At 63.1% G+C, this 24,159-nt stretch carries 27 protein-coding genes; 18 read left to right on the forward strand and 9 right to left on the reverse strand.

Annotated features, from left to right (window positions below; genetic code table 11):
- Positions 1-14: 14 nt before the first annotated feature.
- Genes fliS through LSO07_RS23510 form a run of 5 tightly spaced genes read left to right on the forward strand, consistent with a single transcriptional unit; the run spans position 15 to position 3,087 of the window.
- Entirely contained in the window at positions 15-461 is a 447-nt protein-coding gene (gene fliS / locus LSO07_RS23490; protein WP_092608516.1) for a flagellar export chaperone FliS, read from the forward strand.
- Positions 462-464: 3 nt separating this feature from the next.
- The gene (locus tag LSO07_RS23495; RefSeq protein ID WP_070259351.1) at positions 465-791 is read left to right on the forward strand and encodes a flagellar protein FliT; all 327 of its coding nucleotides are present in this window, start codon (positions 465-467) and stop codon (positions 789-791) included.
- 17 nt (positions 792-808) lie between these two features.
- Entirely contained in the window at positions 809-1,996 is a 1,188-nt protein-coding gene (gene fliK / locus LSO07_RS23500; RefSeq protein ID WP_151096705.1) for a flagellar hook-length control protein FliK, read from the forward strand.
- Positions 1,989-2,315, forward strand: a complete 327-nt coding sequence (locus LSO07_RS23505) for an EscU/YscU/HrcU family type III secretion system export apparatus switch protein (protein ID WP_034787205.1) — start codon at positions 1,989-1,991, stop codon at positions 2,313-2,315. The genes fliK and LSO07_RS23505 overlap by 8 nt, the downstream gene beginning before the upstream one ends.
- A 25-nt stretch (positions 2,316-2,340) precedes the next feature.
- Positions 2,341-3,087, forward strand: a complete 747-nt coding sequence (locus LSO07_RS23510) for a flagellar brake protein (protein ID WP_080753686.1) — start codon at positions 2,341-2,343, stop codon at positions 3,085-3,087.
- A gap of 139 nt (positions 3,088-3,226) precedes the next feature.
- On the opposite strand, the gene fliE is transcribed toward LSO07_RS23510, so the two are convergent.
- Positions 3,227-3,529 (reverse strand): flagellar hook-basal body complex protein FliE, encoded by a 303-nt coding sequence (fliE, locus tag LSO07_RS23515; protein WP_230539976.1) that lies wholly within the window; start codon positions 3,527-3,529, stop codon positions 3,227-3,229.
- A 338-nt stretch (positions 3,530-3,867) separates the two neighbouring features.
- Between fliE and fliF the strand changes: the two genes are divergently transcribed.
- The 13 genes from fliF to fliR all read left to right on the forward strand — a co-directional run bounded on the left by fliF (position 3,868) and on the right by fliR (position 15,158).
- The gene (fliF, locus tag LSO07_RS23520) at positions 3,868-5,583 is read left to right on the forward strand and encodes a flagellar basal-body MS-ring/collar protein FliF (RefSeq protein WP_070281292.1); all 1,716 of its coding nucleotides are present in this window, start codon (positions 3,868-3,870) and stop codon (positions 5,581-5,583) included.
- Positions 5,576-6,574, forward strand: coding sequence for a flagellar motor switch protein FliG (gene fliG, locus LSO07_RS23525; RefSeq protein WP_034787109.1), 999 nt, complete (start codon positions 5,576-5,578; stop codon positions 6,572-6,574). Before fliF ends, fliG begins: the two co-directional genes overlap by 8 nt.
- A 43-nt stretch (positions 6,575-6,617) precedes the next feature.
- Positions 6,618-7,319, forward strand: a complete 702-nt coding sequence (locus tag LSO07_RS23530) for a flagellar assembly protein FliH (RefSeq protein WP_052140559.1) — start codon at positions 6,618-6,620, stop codon at positions 7,317-7,319.
- A gap of 89 nt (positions 7,320-7,408) precedes the next feature.
- Positions 7,409-8,725 carry a flagellar protein export ATPase FliI gene (gene fliI, locus LSO07_RS23535; RefSeq protein ID WP_225317475.1) on the forward strand — a complete coding sequence of 439 codons (1,317 nt, stop codon included), beginning with the start codon at positions 7,409-7,411 and terminating at the stop codon, positions 8,723-8,725.
- A 32-nt stretch (positions 8,726-8,757) separates the two neighbouring features.
- A complete protein-coding gene (fliJ, locus tag LSO07_RS23540; protein WP_070259362.1) occupies positions 8,758-9,198 on the forward strand; it encodes a flagellar export protein FliJ in 441 nt (146 codons plus the stop codon).
- A 19-nt stretch (positions 9,199-9,217) separates the two neighbouring features.
- On the forward strand, positions 9,218-10,486 hold the full coding sequence (locus LSO07_RS23545) for a flagellar hook-length control protein FliK (RefSeq protein WP_225317404.1): 1,269 nt from the start codon (positions 9,218-9,220) through the stop codon (positions 10,484-10,486).
- Positions 10,487-10,672: 186 nt separating this feature from the next.
- Positions 10,673-11,185 carry a flagellar basal body-associated protein FliL gene (gene fliL / locus LSO07_RS23550; RefSeq protein WP_070259366.1) on the forward strand — a complete coding sequence of 171 codons (513 nt, stop codon included), beginning with the start codon at positions 10,673-10,675 and terminating at the stop codon, positions 11,183-11,185.
- Between the two features lie 6 nt (positions 11,186-11,191).
- Complete coding sequence (gene fliM, locus LSO07_RS23555) at positions 11,192-12,178, forward strand: flagellar motor switch protein FliM (RefSeq protein ID WP_034754035.1); 987 nt, start codon at positions 11,192-11,194, stop codon at positions 12,176-12,178.
- Positions 12,179-12,228: 50 nt separating this feature from the next.
- On the forward strand, positions 12,229-12,663 hold the full coding sequence (gene fliN / locus LSO07_RS23560) for a flagellar motor switch protein FliN (protein ID WP_034754038.1): 435 nt from the start codon (positions 12,229-12,231) through the stop codon (positions 12,661-12,663).
- Positions 12,660-13,235, forward strand: a complete 576-nt coding sequence (gene fliO / locus LSO07_RS23565) for a flagellar biosynthetic protein FliO (RefSeq protein ID WP_151096707.1) — start codon at positions 12,660-12,662, stop codon at positions 13,233-13,235. The genes fliN and fliO overlap by 4 nt, the downstream gene beginning before the upstream one ends.
- Before the next feature lie 7 nt (positions 13,236-13,242).
- Complete coding sequence (gene fliP, locus LSO07_RS23570; protein ID WP_370385431.1) at positions 13,243-14,001, forward strand: flagellar type III secretion system pore protein FliP; 759 nt, start codon at positions 13,243-13,245, stop codon at positions 13,999-14,001.
- Between the two features lie 10 nt (positions 14,002-14,011).
- Positions 14,012-14,281, forward strand: coding sequence for a flagellar biosynthesis protein FliQ (fliQ, locus tag LSO07_RS23575; RefSeq protein ID WP_034754044.1), 270 nt, complete (start codon positions 14,012-14,014; stop codon positions 14,279-14,281).
- A 22-nt stretch (positions 14,282-14,303) separates the two neighbouring features.
- The gene (gene fliR, locus LSO07_RS23580; protein WP_034787136.1) at positions 14,304-15,158 is read left to right on the forward strand and encodes a flagellar biosynthetic protein FliR; all 855 of its coding nucleotides are present in this window, start codon (positions 14,304-14,306) and stop codon (positions 15,156-15,158) included.
- Between the two features lies 1 nt (position 15,159).
- On the opposite strand, the gene LSO07_RS23585 is transcribed toward fliR, so the two are convergent.
- The 8 genes from LSO07_RS23585 to flgG all read right to left on the reverse strand — a co-directional run bounded on the left by LSO07_RS23585 (position 15,160) and on the right by flgG (position 24,093).
- A complete protein-coding gene (locus LSO07_RS23585; protein ID WP_151096708.1) occupies positions 15,160-16,419 on the reverse strand; it encodes an MFS transporter in 1,260 nt (419 codons plus the stop codon).
- A 48-nt stretch (positions 16,420-16,467) separates the two neighbouring features.
- Positions 16,468-16,911, reverse strand: a complete 444-nt coding sequence (locus tag LSO07_RS23590; RefSeq protein WP_151096710.1) for a MarR family winged helix-turn-helix transcriptional regulator — start codon at positions 16,909-16,911, stop codon at positions 16,468-16,470.
- Between the two features lie 167 nt (positions 16,912-17,078).
- On the reverse strand, positions 17,079-18,320 hold the full coding sequence (flgL, locus tag LSO07_RS23595; protein ID WP_191909756.1) for a flagellar hook-associated protein FlgL: 1,242 nt from the start codon (positions 18,318-18,320) through the stop codon (positions 17,079-17,081).
- Positions 18,321-18,372: 52 nt separating this feature from the next.
- Positions 18,373-20,340, reverse strand: coding sequence for a flagellar hook-associated protein FlgK (gene flgK, locus LSO07_RS23600; RefSeq protein ID WP_151096711.1), 1,968 nt, complete (start codon positions 20,338-20,340; stop codon positions 18,373-18,375).
- A 214-nt stretch (positions 20,341-20,554) separates the two neighbouring features.
- Positions 20,555-21,481, reverse strand: a complete 927-nt coding sequence (gene flgJ / locus LSO07_RS23605) for a flagellar assembly peptidoglycan hydrolase FlgJ (RefSeq protein WP_070253729.1) — start codon at positions 21,479-21,481, stop codon at positions 20,555-20,557.
- Positions 21,482-21,491: 10 nt separating this feature from the next.
- Positions 21,492-22,607, reverse strand: coding sequence for a flagellar basal body P-ring protein FlgI (locus LSO07_RS23610; protein ID WP_034787148.1), 1,116 nt, complete (start codon positions 22,605-22,607; stop codon positions 21,492-21,494).
- Between the two features lie 2 nt (positions 22,608-22,609).
- The gene (locus LSO07_RS23615) at positions 22,610-23,260 is read right to left on the reverse strand and encodes a flagellar basal body L-ring protein FlgH (RefSeq protein ID WP_070281299.1); all 651 of its coding nucleotides are present in this window, start codon (positions 23,258-23,260) and stop codon (positions 22,610-22,612) included.
- 50 nt (positions 23,261-23,310) lie between these two features.
- Positions 23,311-24,093, reverse strand: coding sequence for a flagellar basal-body rod protein FlgG (flgG, locus tag LSO07_RS23620; protein WP_034754070.1), 783 nt, complete (start codon positions 24,091-24,093; stop codon positions 23,311-23,313).
- Positions 24,094-24,159: the final 66 nt, after the last annotated feature.

Consider the following 24,159-nt stretch of genomic DNA (forward strand, 5'->3'; position numbering starts at 1 on the left):
ATCAGGAGAATTACATGTTTGGAACCCAACAACGCGGCGTCAACGCCTATGCCAAGGTCGGCCTGGAGACGGGCATCGTCTCGGCCTCGCCGCACAAGCTGATCGTGATGCTATACGACGGCGCCCTGGTGGCTGTGCTCAGCGCGCAGATGCACATGAAATCGGGCAATGTGCCGGAAAAAGGCAAGTCCATCTCGAAAGCCATCCAGATCATCGACAATGGCTTGCGCGCCAGTCTGGACAAGGAAGCGGGCGGCCAGATCGCCGAAGGCCTCGACGCCCTGTATGAGTACATGAGCGCGCGCCTGCTGACGGCCAACCTGAACAACGATGTTACCCTGCTGGAAGAAGTGCAGCGCCTGCTGACCGACCTGCGCGAAACCTGGAACGCCATCGGCGCCACCCCCGCCGCCATTCCCGGTGCCGATTTGAAACGTATGCCCAGCCTTGCGAGCGCCTGACCCATGATGACCAATCAAGAAGTCCTGACCACCTACGAAGCCATGCAGACCCTGACGGGCCAGATGGTAACCGCCGCCACCAACGCCGACTGGGACGAACTCGAAGCGCTGGAACAGCGCATCAGCGCGCATGTGGCCACGCTGAAGGCGAATGAAGAAAAAGTCGTGCTGGAAAGTGCTGGCCGCCAGCGCAAGGTTGCCCTGATCAAGCAGATCCTGGAAGACGACCGCAAGATCCGCGACCTGACCATGCCATGGATGGCGCAATTGTCCAAGCTGATCAACAGCACCGGCACTGAACGGCGCCTGGCCAACGCCTACGGCGCGTAAGCGCACACGGGGGCGCCATGTTGCCGAAGATGGATGCGATCGGCATGACGCCCTTGACCCCGGTCAAGGCCACGCGGGTGGCCGATGCCGTCGCCGACCCGCGCCAGGCCGAGTTCCAGCGCTCGCTGCAGGGACTCATCGGCAAATCCATGCAGGGACAAGTACTGGCCCGCATGGGCGACGGCAGCTTCCTCGTGCGCGTGGCCGGCACTCCCGCCCGCATGCAGCTGCCTGCCGGCGCCCAGCCGGGTACGGAAATCCCTCTGACCTTGATCGGCATCAATCCCCGCCCCTCTTTTCAGATCGGCAATAACCGCGACCAGCCCGCCAGCGCCTTGCTGACGTATGCGGACGCGGAGGCAGAGCCGGACGCGGCCGAAACGCGTGGTCCCCAGGCCGGCGCCGCCCAGGCGGGCACGCGCGCCAGCAGCACGGCCGCCACCCTGCTCAGCCGTGCCCCTCTGACGCCAGCCAATCTACTGCCCGCCCTCGCCGGCGACACGCCTGCTCCCGAGCTGAGCACTACCGCGCGCGCCATCAGCAGCGTGCTCAGCCAGGCCGAAAGCGTGCCCGGCGCGCCCCTGTCCCTGGTCGGCAAGACGCCGCTGATGGCCACGCCGGGCGCCGCTCCGGCCCAGGTAGCCCATAACCTGCGCGACGCGGTCGGCAGCAGTGGCCTGTTCTATGAATCGCATGTGGCCGAATGGGCCGAAGGCAAGCGGCCGCTGGCGTCGCTGCTGCTGGAGCCGCAAATGCAGAAGGCGGCACAGGGCGACATGGCCAGAACGGGTACCGACCTGGCCTCGGCACAACTGATCAATTTACAGCTGCATACGCACGAACAGGCGCGCGTGCAGTGGCAGGGCGAAGCCTGGCCCGGCCAGAAGATGCAGTGGGATATCAGCAAGGATGCGCCGGAAGGACAGCAGCACGATGGCCGCGATGGCGACGAGGAAGCGACTGCTTGGCGCAGCAATGTGCGCTTCCAGTTTCCCCTGCTGGGCGATCTGGCCGCGCACGTGGTCTTGCAGGGCGGCCGCGTGGCCATCCAGCTGCAAGCGGGCAGCGAAGGCAGCGCCGACACCTTGCGCCAGCATGCGGCGCGGCTGGAAGCGTCGCTCGACGCGGCGGGATGGCCACTGTCGTCGCTGACGATCGCCGGCAAGCCGGACGCTGCCGAGCCAGCGGAAGCAGATGATGCTTGACGACACCAGGCGCAAGGTGCCGCAGACGGCCGTCGCGCTGGCCTACCAGAGCGGCACGCCGGCACCCAAGGTGGTGGCCAAGGGCAGCGGCCTGATCGCGGACCAGATCATCAGCACGGCGCGCGAACACGGCGTCTTCGTGCATGAATCGAAGGAATTGGTGGCGCTGTTGATGGATGTCGACCTGGACCGCCAGATTCCGCCCGGCCTGTATCGGGCGATTGCGGAACTGCTGGCCTGGTTATATCATATTGAATCTGCGAATGGCGGGCCGATCCCGCCGCCGCCCGACACCAGCGTCAACCTCACCGATACATAGACAGGCATCAATGCAAGCACATATTATGGATTCCGGCCTCGAAAACTGGCATGATTTTGAAGTGGAATCGCGGCGGGAAATCATCGCCTTGCTGCGCAGCATCAGCGAAAAGAACCAGCTGATCCGCATGCTGATCCACGGTGAATCCGATGTGTGCGTCACCTCCATCCTGGAAGTCGATGCGGAACGCGATACCGTCATCCTCGACCGTTCCGTAAACGCCGACCAGAACCGGCGCATGGTGGCCGCCACTGGCATCTCGTTTGAAACCTCGCTCGACAAGATCCGCATCCTGTTTGCCAGCGCCCTGGTGGAAGAGTGCAATTATGGCGGCACGCCCGCCTTGAAAATTGCCATTCCAGAAACGCTGATCCGCTTGCAGCGGCGCGAGTATTACCGCATGACGACGCCCGTGAGCAATCCCGTGCGCGTGGCGATTCCCCTGCCGCCATCGCTGGGCGGCGCCGACACCCTGTTCCCGCTGGCCGACATCAGCTGCGGCGGCATCGCCATCCTCGACAATAAACTGATGCTGGGCGAGACCATCGGCAGGGACTATCCGGGCTGCCGCATCGACCTGCCCGACGTCGGCATCGTCACCGCGACTTTGCAAATTCGCAATTCGCTGGACATGACCCTGCTGAACAACAAGCTGAACCGCCGCCTGGGCTGCCAGTTCGTCGACCTGCCACGCAGCATGCTGGCGCACGTGCAGCGCTATATCACGCGACTGGAGCGTGAACGTAATGCGCGCATGGCGGGGTTGGGTTAAGGAAGAATTGAAGGCCACAAAACGTCCCGCCAAAGCGTAGCGAGCGGCGATGATTTGCGGCCGAGACGCACAGCTGTACTGAAGTACAGCGAGCATCGCAGGCCGCAAAGGGCGCCGCGCAGTAGCTTTGGTGCGACGTTTACACCTGCATGTTCATGATCTCATGATATGCCGAGACTAACTTATTGCGCACCTGCACCGTCGCCTGGAATTCGATGCTCGACTTTTGCATCGACACCATCACGTCCGACAGGCTGACCTTTTCATCGCCCATGGTAAAGCGCTGGCCCAGCGCCGACGAGGCCTTTTGCGCGCCGCTCACGGAGTCCAGCGCGCTCTTGAAGGCATCGGCAAAATTCACCTTCGCTGCCGGCATCTCGGTCTGGATCGCCGGTATTTTCGCCTCCGGCCGCGTGGCCGCCGACTTCAGTTGCGCGATCATCGCCTCGATCCTGCTGCTATCGATACCGCCTGTTTTCACTTTGCCTCCCGATTCTGGTCTGCTGCATAACTGTTCCTTGCCTGTTGCACCCAGAGAACAAAACCCTGGCTTGCCAGGCAACGACGGGTACAATAACTTCCGTCACATGTTGCCAGGGTTCCACAATACCAGCGCCAACGCCAGCCGCTCGGCCGAGCAGGCGGCAAAAGCGCCTTCTATTTGGACGATTGAAGCGCGTGACAGTGGCGGATAATTCTGCATATCGCCCCCTCCTCCTGAGGAAGCGGCCCCCACGCAGCACCGAATACCCGTCAAACCACACGCCCTGGAAGGCAATCATGGCTGTAGCCGAAGAAATCGATGTAAACCGCATACCGCCTGAACCGGCGCCTGCCCGCTCGCCCGTGGAATCCGTGCAAGCCTTCGCCAAGACGCCGATGGGCAAGAATTTCCTGCGCGGCCTGGGCGTGGCGGCATTGATCGCCATCGGCGTGGCCCTGTACATGTGGAACCAGCCGCCCGAATACAAAGTCCTGTTTTCCAATTACACGGACCGCGACGGCGGCGCGATCACCGCGTCGCTGGACCAACTGGGCATCAAGCACAAGTTTTCCGAAGGCGGCGGCGCCATTCTCGTGCCATCCGAACAAGTCCACGATGCGCGTCTGAAACTGGCCGCGCAAGGCTTGCCGAAGGGCGGCAACGTGGGCTTCGAGTTGATGGAAAACCAGAAACTGGGCGTGTCGCAATTCCTGGAACAGGTCAATTTCCAGCGCGCGCTGGAAGGCGAACTGGCGAAATCGATCGAATCGGTGTCCGCCGTCGATACGGCGCGCGTCCACCTGGCCCTGCCGAAACCGTCCGTCTTCGTGCGCGAACAGCAAAAACCGACGGCTTCCGTGCTGCTGAACCTGCACCCGGGCCGCGGCCTCGACCAGCTGCAGGTGAGCGCCATCGTGCACCTGGTGGCGTCCAGCGTACCGGAATTGCTGCCAATCAATGTCACCGTGGTCGACCAGGCCGGCACCCTGCTGTCGAACCAGGAAAAGGACAAGGACCGCGCCAACGGCATCAAGAGCCTGGACCCGAACCAATTAAAGTACGTGCAGCAGTTGCAGCAAAGCGTGATCAAGCAAGTCGAATCGATCCTGCTGCCCATCGTCGGCGAAGGCAATGTGCGCGCCGAAGCGACGGCCGACGTGGATTTCTCGCAAAGCGAGCAGGCGGCCGAAACCTACAAGCCGAATTCGCCGCCGGAAGCGTCCACCATCCGCAGCCAGCAGACGAGCGAATCGACGGGCGCCGGCAATGCCAACCCGTCCGGCGTGCCGGGCGCGCTGTCGAACCAGCCGCCAGGCGTGGCGACGGCTCCGCTGACGGCCGAGGCGCCTGGCGCCCCGGGTGGCGCGCCGACAGCACCGACACAGAAGGAATCGACGACGAATTACGAAGTTGACAAGACCGTGCGCTACGAACAGAAATCCATGGGCGGCCTGCGCCGCCTGTCGGTCGCCGTCGTCGTCAATTACCGCCGCACCTTCGACAAGGATGGCAAGGTCACGGTCAAGCCGATTTCCCCTGCCGAAATGGTCCAGATCAATAATCTGGTGAAGGAAGCGATGGGCTACAACAAGGAACGCGGCGACAGTTTCAGCGTGGCCAACTCACCCTTCGACGGCATCGACCGCGCGCCGGAAGGCAAGCTGGAGTGGTGGCGCGACCCCGCCAACTTGCCGCTGGCCAAGGAACTGGCGAAATTCCTCATCACGGCCCTGATTCTGCTGTATATCTTCATCAAGATCGTGCGTCCGATGCTGCGCCCCGTGATGCGCAAGATCGACGATTTCGGCGCGCCGCCGCCCGTCATCGAGCCGGAACTGGCCAAGGACGGCGAAGAAAACGAAGTCCTGCTCAGCGAAGCGGAGCTGGAAGAACTGGAAGAAGATACGGCCCGCGGTTATCGCGAAAACCTGGCGATGGCCAGGAAACTGGCGCAGGAAGACCCGCGCGTGGTGGCCAACGTAATCAAAGCATGGATAGGCAATAATGACTGAGACAACGGGACTGCAAAAAGCATCGATCCTGATGCTGGCACTGGGCGAGAGCGAAGCGGCCGAGGTCATGAAATTCCTCGGCCCGCGCGAAGTGCTGAAACTGGGCGCCGCCATGGCCACCATGAAGGGCATCGCACACGAGCAGGTGGTCGAGGTGCTCGACGACTTCCGCGCGCAGACGGAACTCAATTCCACCGTCGGCCTCGATTCGGACGAATACATCCGCCAAGTCCTCACCAAGGCGCTGGGCGACGACAAGGCGTCCGTGCTGCTGTCGCGCATCCTGGGCGGCAAGGATGCGTCCGGCATCGAATCGCTGAAGTGGATGGATTCGCAATCCGTGTCCGAGCTGATCCGCAACGAACACCCGCAGATCATCGCCACCATCCTCGTCCACCTGGAACGCGACCAGGCTTGCGAAATCCTCGGCCACTTCACGGACCGCCTGCGCAACGACGTGGTCTTGCGCATCGCCACCCTGGACGGCGTACAGCCGGCCGCCTTGCGCGAACTCAACGACGTGCTGACGAAACTGCTGTCCGGTAACGAAAACATCAAGAAATCGTCGCTGGGCGGCGTGCGCGCGGCGGCAGAGATCCTGAACTTCATGAGCGGTGAGCAGGAAGGCTCCGTCATGGACAATATCAAGAACTACGACAACGACATGGCGCAAAAGATCATGGATGAAATGTTCGTGTTCGACAACGTGATCGATATCGACGACCGCGGCATCCAGCTGCTGCTGCGCGAAGTGCAGTCGGAAATGCTGATCATCGCCCTGAAAGGCGCCTCGCAAGAGCTGCGCGACAAGATCTTCAAGAACATGTCGCAGCGCGCGGGCGAGATGATGCGCGAAGACCTGGAGTCGAAAGGCCCCGTGCGCCTGTCGGAAGTGGAATCGCAGCAGAAACAGATCCTGCAGATCGTGCGCCGCCTGGCGGACGAGGGGCAGATTGTCTTAGGCGGAAAAGGCGAGGATTCGTTTGTCTAATTTGATTCCCAAAGAGCAGCAAACCGCCTACCAGCGCTGGGAAATGACCTCGTTTGGCGACGAGCGTCCCAGCGTGGTGGCGGCGCGCAAGCTGCTCGAACCGGACCCCGAGCCCGAGTTCGACCCATTTGCCGAGCTGCACGAGGAAGAACCGGCTCCGCCGCTCGAATATCCGACGCAGGAAGAACTCGACGCCATCCGCGAGGAGGCGCGCGCCACGGCCTTCGACGAAGGCCGCGCGGCCGGCTATGCGGAAGGCCATGCGGCCGGACATGCCGATGGGCACGCGCAATCGTATGCGGAAGGCAAGGCGGCTTCCGCCATCGAGCTGGCGCATCTGCAAACCATCGCCGTCGACTTCGGCACGGCCGTGCACCAGGCCGACGAACTGATCGCCAATGACGTGATGGAACTGGCCCTGCAGTTGGCCAAGGGCATGCTGAAGACGGCCTTGCCTGTGCGTCCCGAACTGATGCTGCCCGTGGTGCGCGAAGCCATCGAATACTTGCCTGTGCTACAACAACCTGCCTTGCTGATGCTCAACCCGGAAGACGCGCAAGTCGTGCGCGACGGCATCGGAGACGAACTCGACAAGGGTGGCTGGCGCGTCATCGAAGACCCCAGCGTGGAACGCGGCGGTTGCAAGATCGACACGGCCAGCAACCAGATCGACGCGCAGACGTCCACCCGCTGGCACCGCCTGACGCATGCGCTGGGCAAAGACCTGGACTGGCTGGCGCCGTGAGCGAGCCCGTCAAAGGCCCCACCGCCCATGCGGCGCGCTGGCGCGCCTACCTGAGCGACTGTTCGGCCGTGGTCGGTTTTGTCGAACCGATGCAAATTTCAGGCCGGGTGACGCGCGTGGCCGGCCTGGTGATGGAAGCCGTGGGCCTGCGCCTGGCCGTCGGCGCCGCCTGCACCGTGCCGCTGCCGAATGGCGGCCGGGTCGAGGCGGAAGTGGTGGGGTTTGAAGGCGAACGCCTGTTCTTGATGCCGCAAAGCGACGTCGAAGGCATCGTGCCCGGCACGCGCGTGTTTTCCGTCGAACCGGCCATTCCCCGCCCCGGCAGCGTGGCGCACCCGCGCCGCCGTCCCAGCGACCGCGCGCGCCACCTGCCCGTGGGTCCGCAACTGCTGGGCCGCGTGCTCGATGGCGCGGGCCGTCCGCTCGACCAGCTGGGTCCGCTGCACACGACCGACAGCGCCCCCATCAACGTGCGCCCCGCCAATCCCCTGGGCCGCGCGCCCATCGTCGACACGCTCGACGTGGGCGTGCGCTCGATCAATGCCATGCTGACCGTGGGCCGGGGCCAGCGCATGGGCCTGTTTGCCGGTTCTGGCGTGGGTAAAAGCGTGCTGCTGGGCATGATGGCCCGCTACACGGAAGCGGACGTGATCGTCGTCGGCCTGATCGGCGAACGGGGACGCGAAGTCAAGGAATTCATCGAGCAGATTCTCGGCGCCGAAGGCCTGGCCCGCTCCGTCGTCGTGGCCGCGCCGGCCGACACGCCGCCGCTGATGCGCCTGCAAGGGGCCGCGTATGCGACGGCGATTGCCGAGTATTTCCGCGACCAGGGGCAAAACGTGCTGTTGATCATGGATTCGCTGACCCGCTACGCCATGGCCCAGCGCGAAATCGCCCTGGCCATCGGCGAGCCGCCTGCCACCAAGGGCTATCCGCCGTCCGTCTTCGCCAAGCTGCCCGTGCTGGTGGAGCGGGCCGGCAATGGCGAGGAAGGCGGCGGCTCGATCACGGCCTTCTACACCGTGCTGACCGAGGGCGACGACCAGCAGGACCCGATCGCCGACTCGGCGCGCGCGATTCTCGATGGCCACATCGTGCTGAACCGCCGCCTGGCCGAAGCGGGACACTATCCGGCCATCGACATCGAGCAATCGATTTCGCGTGCGGCCCATTCGATCACCACGCACGAGCACCAGCAGCAGGCGCGCAAGCTGAAACAGCTGTATTCGCGCTATGAACGCAGCCGCGACCTGATCAGCGTGGGCGCCTACAGCGCCGGCACGGATCCCGTGCTGGACCAGGCCATCGCCCTGCATGAAAAGATTGAAGCGTTTTTACAACAGCAAATCACGGAGCGGGTCAGCATGGACGAGAGCTTGGGGCAACTTACCGCTCTATTCGAGTGATTAGGGCTTGCATAGCGGGAATATAATCAGTCATGGCTTCTCCTTCCCAACTTGCAACCCTGATCGACCTTGCCCAGCGCGAAACGGACGACTGTGCAAAGCGCCTGGGCGCGGCCCTGAAAGCGCTCGACGATTGCCGTGAAAAGCTCGACATGCTGTCCGGCTACCGCGACGACTATGCCAAGCGCTTCGAGGCCAGCATGAGCAGCGGTATCACGCCCATGGCTTACCGCAACTTCCAGGCCTTCATGGTCAAGCTCGACAGCGCCATCCTGGGCCAGCAGCAAGTAGTCGAGCATGCACAGGCGCGCAGCGACAATGAAAAGATGCGCTGGCAGCTGGCCGAACGCAAGCGCATGTCGTACACCACCCTGAACAACCGGGCGCAGGAACAGGCGCTGAAGCTGGAAAACAAGCGCGACCAGAAAGCAATGGATGAGCACGCGGCGCGACAAGCCTATTACAAACGCTAAGCAACACTGAGGCAGCATCATGCAAACCCAGCCAACCCCGATTTCCCAGATAGTCTCGCCGAATGCCACGCCGGGCGCCGCCAACCGCAGCCAGCCAGCCACCAGCGGCACGGCCGGCGACTTCCAGCGCACCCTGAACCGCCAGATCGAGCAACGCCAGGCCAGCCGCAATATGGCGCAAGCGCAAGTACAAGCACCTGCGCCGACGGCCCGTCCTGCTGCCACGCCAGCACCCGCCCAGGCGCCAGCGACCGAAGCGAAGCCGGCGCAGGCAGACACGGAACAGGCGGCCAGCAGCGAACAGCCGCCCGCGCAATCGAGCGAGGCGGCGACACACGACAGCGCCACGGCCGAGGCCAGCGTGCCTGCCGCCCCCGCCGCAACAGTCACGCCGCCAGCCGATCCGGCCGCCGAGATGCTGGCCCTGGTGGGCAGCATCCAGTTGGCCATCCAGCCGCCAGCGGCCAAGGCCGTGCCGGAACTGCCGGCCCGCGCCAGCGTCAAGGCCGAGGGCAAGAACCTGGCAACAGGGCCCTTGCTGGCAGCCGGCCAGGGCAGCGGCAAGGCCGCCGCCACCGTCATCGCGCAAGCCGACAGCGGCGACTTTGCCGACAGCCTGCTCCAGGCTCAGGGCAAGACGGCCGCCGCGCCAGGCGCCAGCGTGCTGGCCGGCAAGGCCGAACCTGGCAAGCTGGCCATCGACGCGCAACTGGCAGCCACTGCCAAGGCTGGCGCCGCCATGGCCGAGCCGATCATCAAGGAAACACCTGCCGACCTGAGCCGCCTGGCGGCCCAGTTGCAGCCGGGCGCGCTGCAGCAGGCCGCGGCCGCTGTGGCCGTGCCGAGCGACAAGCTGGCGGGCCGGGTCGGCACGCCGGCCTGGGACCAGCAACTGGGACAGAAAGTCGTGTGGATGGCGGCCGGCGGCGACCAGAGCGCCACCCTGACCCTGAATCCGCCCGACTTGGGCCCCGTGCAAGTGGTACTGACGGTCACCAATGACCAGGCCGATGCCGCCTTCATGTCGGCCCAGCCGGAAGTGCGCCAGGCGCTCGAAGCGGCCATGCCGCGCCTGCGCGAAATGATGAGCGAAGCGGGCATCGCCTTTGGCAGCGCCACGGTCTCGGCCGGCACGCCGGAACAGCAGGACCAGGGTAACCGGGAAGCATCTGGCGGACGCCGTGGCAATGGCCAGGGTGGCGGCGTCTCCGGTGGCGAGATCGCCATCGCGCCGGCCACCGGCACACGCAGCCGGCCCAGCCTGAGTGCAGTGGATACCTTTGCCTGAGGATAATTCGTCGTCCTCGGGCCACAGGCGTGCCCCACAGCGTAACTTTTCGTCTAAAAACAGCGAGTTGAGGGCGCTTCCGCCCTCTTTTCACTGCATCCTTCTGCGCAGAATTTGCCGATAATGACATAATGGCGTCGTGATCCACTTCCATGCACTCGAGTACCATTGAAAGCAAATCCAAAAATGAAAGCAGATCCGAAAGCAGATGCAGGCCTGGCTCCCGCCGGCGCCTCGAAAAAAAAGCTTCTGATCATCGTGCTGGCCTCGGTGCTGGTGGCTGGCGGCATCGGTGGCGGTGCCGCCTGGTACTTCCTGCATGGCAAGGCCGATAAAGAAGAATCGGCGCCCAGCAAGAAAAAACATGCCGCGTCCAAGGCAGGTCCGCCCGTCTTCGTGCCCGTCGATGCCTTCACCGTCAACTTGCAGCCGGAAAATGGCGAACAATACCTGCAGATCGCGTTTACCCTGCAGGTGAGCAGTCCGGAAGAAATGGATTCCATCAAGCTGAACATGCCGAAGGTGCGCAGCCGCCTGCTGCTGCTGCTGTCCGGCAAGAAGGCATCCGAACTCAATACCGTGGAAGGCAAGCAGCAGTTGGCGGCCGAAATCATCAATCAGGTGAACCAGCCGTTCGAGGACAAAGGGCCGGAGCAGGACGTGACGGACGTATTATTTACCGCATTCATCATTCAATAAGCAGCCATGGCCGATAATTTCCTCTCCCAGGAAGAAGTCGATGCCCTTCTGAAGGGCGTCAACGGAGACCAGGACGACGCGCAGGCGCCGGAAGATGTCACGGGAGTTCGTACCTACAACCTGGCAACCCAGGAGCGCATCGTGCGCGGCCGGATGCCAACGTTGGAAATTATCAACGAGCGTTTCGCCCGGCTGCTGCGCGTGGGCCTGTTCAACTTCCTGCGCCGCAGCGCCGAAGTGTCGGTCGGTTCCGTGCGCGTCTCGAAATACAGTGAGTTCATCCGTAATCTGGTGGTGCCGACCAATCTGAATTTGGTGCACATGAAGCCGCTGCGCGGCACGGCCCTGATGGTCTTCGATCCGGGCCTGGTCTTCCTGCTGGTCGACAACCTGTTCGGCGGCGACGGACGTTTCCATACGCGCGTCGAAGGGCGCGACTTTACGCAGACGGAGCAGCGCATCATCCTGCGCATCCTCGACATCGTCTTCGAAGCCTATACCAAGTCGTGGGAGCCGGTCTTCCCCGTCGAGTTCGAATATATCCGTTCAGAAATGAACACGCAGTTCGCCAACATCGCCACGCCGAACGAGGTGGTGGTGGCGTCCACGTTTACGGTGGAATTGGGCTCCGTTTCCGGACAAATCCACTTCTGCATGCCGTATTCGATGATCGAGCCGATCCGCGATTCGCTGACCTCGAGCCTGCAGGGCGAGGCGCTGGAAGTGGACAAGCGCTGGATCCGCCTGATGACGCAGCAGATCCAGATCGCCGAAGTCGAGCTGGTGGCCTCGCTGGGCACGGCGCGCGTGTCGTTCGACGAAATCCTGAACATGAAGGTGGGCGACATCATCCCCCTGAATATTCCCGAACTGATCGCCGCCACCGTCGACGGCGTGCCCGTGATGGATTGCACCTACGGCGTGTTGAACGGACAATATGCATTGAAGGTGGAGAAACTCCTCGCCAATGCCGATAACATGAATAACCACTAAATAAAATACCCGGGCCGCTGCGGTCCGCATCAGTACAACAGGAGAAACACATGTCTGACAACCAAGACGACCAAAGCGCGGAAGACGATTGGGGCGCGGCCATTGCCGAGCAGGCCAAGGCGGAAGCCGAAGCGCTGCAGAACCAGGCCGCCAATACGGCCAGCGCAGCCAGCGCCGCCGTGTTCAAGGACTTTTCCAAGCAGGCATCAAAGTCGGAAACGCACAACGATATCGATTTCATCCTCGATATCCCCGTGCAACTGACGGTCGAACTGGGCCGCACCAAGATCGCCATCAAGAACCTGCTGCAGCTGGCACAGGGTTCCGTGGTCGAGCTCGACGGCCTGGCCGGCGAACCGATGGACGTGCTGGTGAACGGCTGCCTGATCGCCCAAGGCGAAGTGGTGGTGGTGAATGACAAGTTCGGTATCCGCCTGACCGACATCATCACGCCTTCCGAACGCATCCGAAAACTCAATAAATGAAGCCTGGCCTGTTGATTTCCACCGTGCTGCCGCTCCTGGCCGCATGCAGCATTGCCCAAGCTGAACCGGCAGCGGCCTCGGCACCGGCGGCCAGCACCGCCAGCGCTTCCGTCGCGGTGGCAAGCGAGACGCCGCCAGCCGCCACAGCGGTGCCGGCCTCCGCGCCTGCCGCCGTCCTGCCCGCCATGCCACCCGGCGCACCGATGACGATGGCGCCGACCAGCTCGGCCGGCAGTCTGCTGCAAACCATCCTGGCGCTGATGTTCGTGCTGGCCCTCCTGATCGGCCTTGCCTGGTTCATGAAGCGCTATGGCCCCAAGGTCATGGGCGGCAACAACAAGATGCGCGTCGTCAGTTCGCTCAACCTGGGCGGACGCGAACGCATCGTCCTCGTCGAAGTGGCCGACCAGTGGATCGTCGTCGGCGCCTCGCCCGGCAGGATCAACGCGCTGGCCACCATGCCGCGCCAGGAAGGCGATCTGCCGCAACTGGCCACGGCGCAAAACGGCCCCGCGGCCGCCAATTTTTCCGAGTGGCTGAAACAGACCATCGAAAAACGCAATGGGAAATAAGCAGCAGATGGCGTGGTCCACCTTGAAGACTCCTCTGACCTGGCTGCTGGCGGCAGCCGCCCTGGCCTTGCCGCTATGGGCCATGGCCCAGCCGGGCATCCCGGCCTTCAACAGCACGCCGGCGCCGGGCGGCGGCCAGAATTACTCGCTGCCGGTGCAGACGCTCATCCTGATGACGTCGCTCACCTTCCTGCCCGCGGCCTTGCTGATGATGACCTGCTTTACGCGCATCATCATCGTGCTGTCCCTGCTGCGCCAGGCCATCGGCACGCAATCGGCGCCGCCGAACCAGGTGCTGGTGGGCCTGGCCCTGTTTTTGACCCTGTTCGTCATGGGTCCCGTGTTCGACAAGATTTATACGGATGCGTACCAGCCCTATCAGGAAAACAAGATCACCATGCAGCAGGCGATGGACAAGGGCGTCGATCCCCTGAAAACCTTCATGCTCAAGCAGACGCGCCAGGCCGACCTGGCCCTGTTCGCCAAGATGTCCCGCTCGCCGGCCCTGCAAGGTCCGGAAGACGTGCCGCTGCGCATCCTCGTGCCGGCCTTCGTCACCAGCGAACTGAAGACGGCGTTCCAGATCGGCTTTGCCATCTTCATCCCGTTCCTGATCATCGACATGGTGGTCGCCAGCGTGCTGATGTCGATGGGTATGATGATGATGTCGCCGGCCACGATCTCGCTGCCGTTCAAGCTGATGCTGTTCGTGCTGGTCGATGGCTGGCAGTTGCTGCTGGGCTCGCTGTCACAGAGTTTTTACTAGGGGAAATACGATGACACCCGAAAGCGTCATGACCCTGGGCCGCCATGCGATGGAAATCACCCTGATGGTGGCGGCGCCCATGCTGCTGGTCGCCCTCATCATCGGCTTGATCGTGAGTATCTTCCAGGCGGCCACGCAGATCAACGAGGCGACCCTGTCCTTCATCCCCAAGCTGGTCGGCATTTTCGTCGCCATCGTCGTGGCGGGCCCCTGGATGCTGTCCGTCATGCTCGACTACATGCGCCAGGTCTTCACGGGCATCCCGAACCTGGTGGGTTAGTGCAGCCATCGCTGATCCTCCTATGCTGACCCTGTCCAGCATCGAACTCAATACCTGGATCGCAGCACTGCTGTGGCCGCTTAGCCGCATCCTCGGCCTGATCGCGGCCGCCCCCCTGTTCGGCAACGCGGCCGTGCCCGCCACCGTGAAGGTGACCCTGGGCGCGCTGCTGGCCATGATCATCGCCCCCACCGTGCCGGCCTTGCCTGCCGTCAACCCGATGTCCTTGCCCGGCTTGCTGATCCTCACGCAGGAGATGCTGGTGGGCCTGGCCATGGGCTTTTCCATCCGCATCGTGTTTTCCGCCATCGAAATGGCCGGCGAGATCAGCAGTCTCACCATGGGCCTGGGCTTCGCCTCGTTCTTCGATCCGCAAACCAAGGGCAGGTCTTCGGCCATCAGCCAGTTCCTCGTCATGCTGGCCACCCTGATGTTTTTGACCGTCAACGGCCACTTGGTCTTGCTGGCGGCGCTGGCGGAAAGCTTTGTCAGCCTGCCAATCTCATCGAGTCCCATCAGCGGCGGCGGTTTCCAGCAATTGGCGGCCTGGGGCGGGGAAATCTTCCGTTCCGGCCTGCAAATTTCGCTGCCCATCATCGCTGCCTTGCTGCTGACCAACGTGGCGCTGGGCATCTTGACACGGGCCGCGCCGCAGCTGAACATTTTCGGTATCGGCTTCCCCGTCACCCTGGGCGTGGGCTTGCTCGTGATCGGCATGGTCCTGCCCTACCTGGCCACGCCCTTCCAGAACATGTTCCTGCGCGGCATAGAAACGGCGCGCCTGCTGCCGCGCGGCTTTGCCACGCGCGACCGGCCACCGCCGCCCGCGCCACCGAATCCCTTGCGCCCCCCGGCGCCGGCCGCGCCGGCGCGCTAACTCACCGCTGGTCGCTGCTGAGCGCGAAGCGCCAGCGCCGCAGGTCGACATTCAAACGCAACTGGTGATGCCTGACCAGGTAGCGCACGCCGACGAGGGCCGCCGCCAGGCCCGACAGGGCGGCTATGCCCAGCGCCCAGCGCGGGCCGAAGGTGTCGGCCACCCAGCCTACGATGGGCGCGCCCAGCGGCGTGCCGCCCGCCGAGATGGCCAGCAGTATCGCCATCACGCGGCCCCGCATGGCGGGTGCCGTCGACAGTTGCACACTGCTGTTGACGCTGGTGGTAAAGGTTTGCGCGGCAATGCCGATAACCACCAGCATCATGCCGAACAGCCAGTAATTGGGCATCACGGCGGCCAGCGCGCAGGCCAGGCCGAACAGCGCAGCCGCCCCCAGCAGCAAGGCCAGCGTGGGCTGGCCACGTCCCGCCGCCAGCAAGGCGCCGGCCACGGAACCGCACGCCATCACGGAACTGAGCACGCCATACTGGCTGGCGCCCGCATGGAAGGCCGTCACCGACATGGTCGACAGGAAAATCGGGAAGTTCAGTCCGAAGGTGCCGATCAGGAACAGCATCAGCAGGATAGCCATCAGGTCGGGCCGCTGGCGCACATAGCGGAAACCCTCGCCCAGGCTGGCGCGCGTGGCCTTCAGGCGCGGCGCGCGGCGCAGCAATTCCACGCGCAGCAGCAACAGCGAACCGATCACGGCGGCAAACGAGACGGCGTTGATGATGAAGACCCAGCCGCTGCCGACGCTGCTGATGAGCAAGCCGGCGACCGCCGGGCCCAGCATGCGCGCCGCATTGAACGAGGTGGAATTGAGCGCCACGGCATTCGTCAAATCTTCCTCGCCGACGATTTCGGCAACAAAAGTCTGGCGCACGGGCGAATCGAAGGCCGTCACGCAGCCCAGCAGGAAAGCAAACACATACACGTGCCACAGTGCTACCTGTCCACTGATGCACAATATCCCGAGTCCCAGCGCCAGCAGTCCCATGGCCGCCTGCGTGCACAGCAGCAATTTCCTGCGGTCTAGCAAGTCGGCCGCCATGCCAGTGAGCGGCAGCAACAGCAGTTGCGGACCGAATTGCAAGGCCATGACGATGCCGACGGCGCTGGCATTGTGCTGCGTCAATTCGCTCAGCACCAGCCAATCCTGCGCCGTGCGCTGCATCCACGTGCCGATATTCGACACGAGGGCGCCGCCGGCCCAGATACGGTAATTGGGAATGCGTAGCGAACGGAATGTGTTGTTCATCTGGGCGTGCGGGCTCCTTGCCGGGGTCGTGGTGAAAAATTCAGCGGATCACTCCGCCAAGCGTTTGAGCAATGCCACCGCATGGTTCAATTCGGTGACTTCGTCCGGCGTGAGCCGGGTTTCAATGGTGCGCGCCAGCCAGTCTTCGCGCGCGGCACGGCTGGCCGCGATCCAGGCGCGGCAGCTGTCCGTCAAGGTCAAGATGGTTTGCCGGCCATCCAGCGGATCGGGCGAACCCGTCACCATCTGCGCTTCCGTCAACGCTTGCACGGTGGCGGCCATCGACTGGGGCCGCATGCCTTCGGCGCGCGCCAGGCTGCTGGCCGTGGCCGGACCGTCGCGTTCGAGGCGACTGAGCACGGATGCCTGCGACATGCTGACATCGCCCAGGTGCGCCTCTTCGCGCAGGCGGCGGCGCAATTTGCCGACCAGGATGCGCAATTCGCCGGCCAGTTGCAGAACTTGTTCGTGGTCTTCTTGTGGGGTGCGCATACTAGCCGTGTGGTGGATCAACAGCCCCTACTATAACAGATAGACAGGTAGACTGCACAGTTTGACTGCATATCTTGTCAAGACAGCCATCTTGCGGACGCAAAAAAAGCCGGGGCGGGAGATGGCCTCCCTGCCCCGGCTTGCCGGTCCTGCTGCGCTGCGGACGCTTAGCTGATGTAATTGAACAGCGACAAGCCCGAGATGGAGGTGAACGATTTTTGCGCCGCCTGCAGGGTGATCTGCTGCTGGCTGAACAGGGAAATCGCCTTCACCATGTCCAGATCCTGCAAGCCCGACAGGGTGCTTGCATATTGCAGGTCGAGGTCGTCGCCGGCGCTGTCGAGGGTATCGAGTTCCTTCAGGCGCGAACCGACTTCCGCGCGCACCGACAGCACGTTGTCGTAAGCCGTGTCGAGGAGATCGTGCGCCGCGTTCAGGCTGGCCGTCAGGCGCGCCTGGCCTGCGTCGCCCGAGGCCGGCTGGCCCAGTGCGCCGATCAGGTTGGTAATCGTGGTAAAGATCGATTCCTTGCCGCTGGGCTCCAGGGTGAACTTGTCCAGGTCGGCCGGCTTGCCCGCGACATTGACTTGCTGGCCGTCAAAGTTGATGGCGTCGCCCGATTTATAGGCCACCGGCACGGCAGGATTCGGAATGGTCTGGCCCAGGGTCACGTCCGTCACGGTATAGGTCGTCTTGGCATCCGTGCCCGTGCCCGTCACCTGGAAGTCGATCGTGTACTTGTGTCCCGTCAACTTGGTGGGATCGGTGACGGTGCCGCCGGAAATGATGCCGGCGCCGCCGCGCGTGAAGTTGCCTGGATCGGGGGCCGTGGTGAACTTGCCGTTGCCCGTCAAATTGTTCTCGAAAACGGCCGCGCCAGAATCGCTGGTGGCCAAATAGCGGGCTGAACCCACTTGCAGCTCGCGCTGGCCCTGGTCGCCCACGTAGGTGGCGCCGCCCGGCGTCTGGCTGAACGGCTGGGTAGTCGACTTGTAGCCGCCGAACAGATAGCCACCCGCGTTGTCGGACGTGTTGGCGATACCCATCAGGTCGGTCAAGCGCCCCTTCAGCTCCGTGGCCAGGCTCTGGCGGTCGATATCCTTCAATGACGGATTACCGGCCTTCAGCACCAGGTCTTGCACGTCGGCGATCAGCGAGGTGGTGCTGGCCAGCGCCAGCTCTTCCTGCGAAAGGAAATTCTTGGCGTTCGAGCGGTTCGTCACGAATTGCGTGTTGATCGTTTGCGACTGCGTCACTTCCAGCGCGCGCGCCGAGGCGATCGGGTCGTCGGCCGGCGTCAGGTTGCGGCGATTCGCCGACAGCTGCATCTGGGTGCGGTTCAACGCGCCCTGCAGATTGTTCAGCTGCGTGCTGCCCGCGTCATAGATCATTTTGGTACTGATGCGCATGATGCTGCCCTTCCTGATGGCGGCGGGGCGCTATGCGCCGCCGCTTGAATAATTAACGTCCGAGGCCGATGACCACGTCGAACAGGGTACTGGCGATCTGCATGACCTTGCCGCAAGCCTGGTAGGCTTGCTGGTAGCGCAGCAGGTTGGCCGCCTCTTCATCGAGATTGACGCCGGAAACGGCCTGCTGCTGCGTGCTGGTTTGTTGCAACAACGCAAGACTGGCCAGGCCGCTGACCTGTACTTCGCGCGTCTTGTTGCCGACATAGCTGACGGTTTCCGCGTACGAACCCTGGAACGTGGCCTTGCCGCCATCGAGAATGTTCTTCGTCTGCAAGCCCGCCAGCAGGGAGGCATTGCGGTTGTCGCCCACACCGCCCGAGTTCGGCGCGATGGTGAATTTATCGCCCTGCGCAGGCGCGCCCGTCATGTTGACGTTGATGCCGCCAAAGCTGAAGCTGTCGCCTTCCGTGTACGGGATATTCGCCGTGCCGGCCGGGTACGTGGTGGTGGCGCCGTTCAAGCCTTTCACCGTCACGGCCTGGCCCGCGGGGAAACCCGACAGCGAAGTGGTCGCCTTGTCATACGTCAAGGTGACGGTACCCGTCAAGGCATTGCCCGGCGTTAGATACGCCTTGTCCACGCTACCTGCGCCGAGCTTGCCGCTACCCGTGTTGCTGACGGGCGCGCCCGTGGCGATCGGCGCGCCGGCGGCCAGCTTGTTGCGGTCGGTAATCGCCACGGCCAGGTCGGAAGCGCCGTGCGCGGTCGGCCTGACCATGAAATTGTCGCCTTCGGCAGCCGCGCCCGAGATCGAGAAATCCACGCCGTCGATGGTTTGCGGCACGGTTTGCGGATAGGGGTTGATGGTCGTTTTCGCGCCGTCGCTCTGGCGCGTCACCACATAATTGGCGCCGTCATACTTGACGGCATAATCGCTGGCCGTCAGCTTGGTCGGATCGCTGACCTTGGCCGACAGCACGGTCGTGCTGGTCGCGTTGTTACGGTAGTCGGCGCCGATGACGGGATCGGGCAACTTGAAGAAATCGGCCCCCATGTCGCCATTCAAGTCCTGGCCCAGCTTGTGCTGTTCATTGAAGGTGGAGGCCAGCGCGATGGCGACCTTGCCCAGCGAATTCTGGATGCGGTCCAGGCTGCCGCTGCGGAATTCCAGCAAGCCGCCCAGCGCGCCGCCGCTGAGGGAACTTTCCGACAGCTTGGTGACGGAAGTACCCGTCACATAGCCCACGTCCAGGCGGTTCGGGTCCGTCGGCGACGGCGTGGTGGCCAGTTCAAAGTTCTTGTCGCCCACCACCAGCGGCTGGCCCGAGCCGATCGAGACGGTAATCGAGTTGCCGGCGCCAGGCTGAACAGTTGCCTTGACGTATTTGTTCAGCTCCGTGATCAGCTGGTCGCGCTGGTCCAGCAAATCGTTGGGCTGATTGCTTTCATTCACGGTCAGGTTGGTAATCGCCGTATTGAGTTCCGCGATCTGCTTGGCGTAGGAGTTGATCACCTTGACGTTCGAGGTGATCTGCGAATTGACGCCGTCGCCGATTTCCGTCAGGCGCGCGCTGAGGCCCTGGAAGCGCGCGGTCAGCGAATTTGCGCTCGACAACAATGCCTGGCGCGACGAGACGGAAGATGGATTCGAGCTGAAATCCTGCACGCCCTTGAAGAAATCGGCCATCGCCGGCGACAGCCCGGCCGTGGGGTCGGCCAGCATATTGTCGATCTGGCTGATCTGCGTGTAATACGCATCGAGCGAACTGGTGGCCGACTGCGCGCCATTCACCTGGGCCGCCATGAAACCGTCGTACTGGCGCTTGACTTGCGATACCTCGGTACCATTGCCAACAAAGCCATAACCGGCATTATTGAACTGCGCCGTCTGCTGCAGCACCACCTGGCGGTTGTAGCCGTCCACGTTGGCATTGGTGATGTTATGCCCGGTCGTCGACAGGCCCACCTGCGCTGCAAGCAAACCGCTCTTACCGATGCTGAGTAGATTCGAAGTCATGGTGTCTTATTGGTTACCGTCAAATGTATTTACGGCAGCCGCGGCGAAAACTTGAAGCGCGCGGCTTGCACAGGGAGAAAGGATGTCTCTTATAACACCTAACAAAACCGTAGCGAGCGGATGTGAGTTGCGGCCGAGAAGCGGAACTGTGCGGATGCACAGTGAGCATCGGAGGCCGCAAATCGCGACGCGCAGTAGGTTTTGATAGGTGTTCTTAGCCGACCAGCGAATTCTTGATGATCTTTGTCAGTTTGGCAGCGTAATTCGGATCCGTCGCATAGCCGGCTTTCTGCAAGCCATGGGCGAACGTGCTGGCGTCGCCCGCGCTGGCCAGCACTTTTTCGTAGCGTTTGTTGTTGGTAATCAATTGTGCATAATCCTTGAAACTGTCCGCGTAGCTGTCATAGGCGCGGAATTTTTCCACCTTGCGCTGCGCCTTGCCATTCACATATTCCGTGGTGACGGCTTCCGTGACCTTGCCCTTCCAGTCGCTTGATGCCTTGATGCCGAACAGGTTATGGCTGCTGCTGCCGTCGCGGGCGATGATTTCGCGCTTGCCCCAGCCGGTTTCCAGCGCCGCCTGGCCCAGCATGAACTTGGCCGGGATGCCGGTGGCGCGGCTGGCTTCTTCCGCATGCACGCCCAGTTTTTCCTGGAAGGCGCGCACGTGCGGCGCCTGCGTGGCGTTGGCCTTGTCGCTCAGGGTCTTGCCGCTGGCGGCGGCGCTGCCGGCGCCTTCCGTCAGGGCGCCCTGCTGCTGGCGGAAGGCGGCCAGCGCCTGCGCCATGCTCGATGAACGGGGCGACGGCGCTTCGGCGCCATCGGCGGCCAGCGCCTGGTTCGACGACGACAGTTGGCGGATCAGCACGTCCGCCAGGCCCGTGCCCCGCTTGGCCAGGTTCTGGCTCGTCTGCTGGTCCAGCATCGAGGTGTACATCTTGCTTTGCTGGCTATCCATGATGCCGTCCTGCGGCGTGGCTTCGCGCATGCTTTTCATCATCATGTTGATGAACATGGCTTCGAATTGCGTGGCCGCCTCTTTCAGGGCGGCGGGATCCTTCGCCTTGGCGGACTGGCGCAAGCCATCCATGCCCTTGACGTCATAGGCGGCGGTATTGCTGAGGTCGGTTTGACTGATCATGGCGTACCCATCAAATGATTTCGAGTTCGGCGCGCAGCGAACCGGCCGCTTTCATCGCCTGCAGGATGGCCAGCAAGTCTTGCGGCGAGGCGCCGATGGCGTTGAGGGCCTTGACCACGTCGGACAGCGAGGCGCCGCCCTTGACCAGCATGACTTTGCCCGGTTCCTTCTTGATATCGATCTGCGCCGTCTGCGTGACCACCGTGCGCCCGCCCGACAAGGGTGCCGGCTGGCTCACTTGCGGCTCGACATTGATGGTGACGGATAGGTTGCCGTGCGAAATGGCGCATGTTTCCAGGGTCACGGACTGGTTCATCACGACGGAACCGGTGCGCGCATTCATGATGACCTTGGCCGCCAGGCGGGCCGGATTGACTTCGATGCTTTCCAGCTGGCCCAGGAAGGACACGCGCTGGTCGCTGCCGCTGGGCGACTGCACCTGGATCACGCGGCCGTCGAGCGCGGCGGCCGTGCCGGCGCCGTAGCGGCTGTTGATGGCGTCGACCACGCGGCTGGCGGTGGCGAAATCGGTGGCATTCAATTCCAGGCGGATGGTGTTGTTGGCGCCCAAGGCCGAAGGCACGCTGCGCTCAACGGTAGCACCGCCCGAGATGCGACCCACGCTCAGGTGATTGATGACGACGGAGCTGCCGGCCGCCTGCGCGCCCACGCCGCCCACCAGCACGTTGCCCTGCGCCATGCCGTACACCTGGCCATCGGCGCCCTTCAATGGCGTCATCAGCAAGGTGCCGCCGCGCAAGCTTTTCGCATTGCCCATCGACGATACCGTCACGTCGAGCAACTGGCCCGGCTGGGCAAACGCGGGCAAGGCCGTCGTCACCATCACGGCGGCCACGTTTTTCAGCTGCAAACTAGTGCCTTGCGGCAAGTTGATGCCCTGCTGCTGCAGCATCGCCGCCACGCTCTGAATGGTAAATGGGGTTTGCGTGGTCTGGTCGCCGCTGCCGTCGAGACCGACGACGAGGCCATAGCCCATCAGCTGATTCTGGCGCACGCCGGCGATGCTGGCCAGGTCCTTGATGCGCTCGGCTTGCGCCACGGGCGCCAGCAGCGAGGCAGCCAGGCCGCAGATGGCGAGAAAACGGGGAAAGGTCAACGTTGCCATGATCAGAAAGGCAGCAGGCTGAGGAAGAAGCGCGACGCCATCGAGGCCATTTCGGCGCGGTCGATCTGGCTGTTGGTGCGGTATTCGACGCGCGCTTCGGCCACCTGGGTCGATGGCACGACGTTGCCCGTGCCTATGGTGTCGGGATTGACCATGCCCGAGAAGCGGATGAATTCCGTGCCCTTGTTCATGGCGATCTGTTTTTCGCCGGCGACGATCAGGTTGCCATTCGGCAGCACTTCAATGACCGTCACGCCGATCACGCCGGAAAACGTGTTGCTGGCGGACTGGTTGTCGCCATCGGCAAATTTCGTCGCGCCATTTGCCGCCACGGTGCCGCCCAGGCGGCCCTGCAGCATGCCCGGCGTGCTGAAGCCCACGCTGCCCGACTTGTTGCCGGAACTGGCGCCCGCCTTGACGGCATTCGTGCGCTCGGTGATGGCGATCGTCATGGTGTCGCCCACGTGGCGCGCGCGGCGGTCTTCGAAGGCGGGACGGTAGGTCGACGGCTGGTAGATCGAGCCGTTGTTGACGACCACCGGTTCCGGCATCGGCGCGCGCGTGCTGGTAGGATATTGCACGATGGACGTAGGCGTGATGGCGCAGCCGGACAGCAGGGCTGCAGAGAACAAAGCGATGATGGGGTATTGCATGGCGAACCTCCGCTGCCATCCGGCGGCGGATGGCATGACGACTATGAAAATTAAAGTTGCGACAATTTCTGCAGCATTTGATCGGATGTGGTGATGGCCTTGCTGTTGATCTCGTAGGCGCGCTGCGTCTGGATCATGTTGACCATTTCCTCGGCCACGTTGACGTTCGACGTCTCGATATAGCCTTGCATCAGCACGCCGGCACCGTTCGTGCCCGGGGTGTTGGTTTGCGCCACGCCGGAAGCGCCCGTTTCCATGTACAGGTTTTCGCCCTTCGATTCCAGGCCGGCGGGATTGACGAAGGTGGTCAGTTGCAGGGAGCCGATTTGCGATGGCGCAACGGTGTCGGGCAAGGTGACGGACACGGTGCCGTCGCGCGCCACGGTCAGGCTCAGCGCATTGGTCGGCACGGTGATGGCGGGCTGGATCACGAAGCCTTCCGAGGTGACGAGCTGGCCGTTGGCATCCGTCTGGAACGAGCCGTCGCGCGTGTAGGCGGTGGCGCCGTCCGGCATCAGCACCTGGAAAAAGCCGGTGCCGTTGACCATCACATCGCGCGAATTGCCGGAAGCCTGGGGATTGCCCTGCGTATGGATGCGTTCGGTTGCCACGGTGCGCACGCCGGTGCCGATCTGCAAGCCCGATGGCAGCTGGGTTTGCTGCGACGATTGCGCGCCCGGCTGGCGCACATTTTGGTAGAGCAAGTCTTCAAACACGGCGCGCGACTTCTTGAAGCCCGTGGTGCTGACGTTGGCCAGGTTATTGGCGATCACGTCCATCTGCGTCTGCTGCGCTTCCAGGCCGGTCTTGGCAATCCAAAGGGAACGAATCATGATTTTTCTCCAATAACAGCGCTAACCAGCCCTGTAGACTATTTCTATGTGACCATTATGCGGTGG

Source organism: Janthinobacterium sp. PLB04 (assembly GCF_021165895.1).
GTDB lineage: Bacteria > Pseudomonadota > Gammaproteobacteria > Burkholderiales > Burkholderiaceae_D > Janthinobacterium > Janthinobacterium lividum.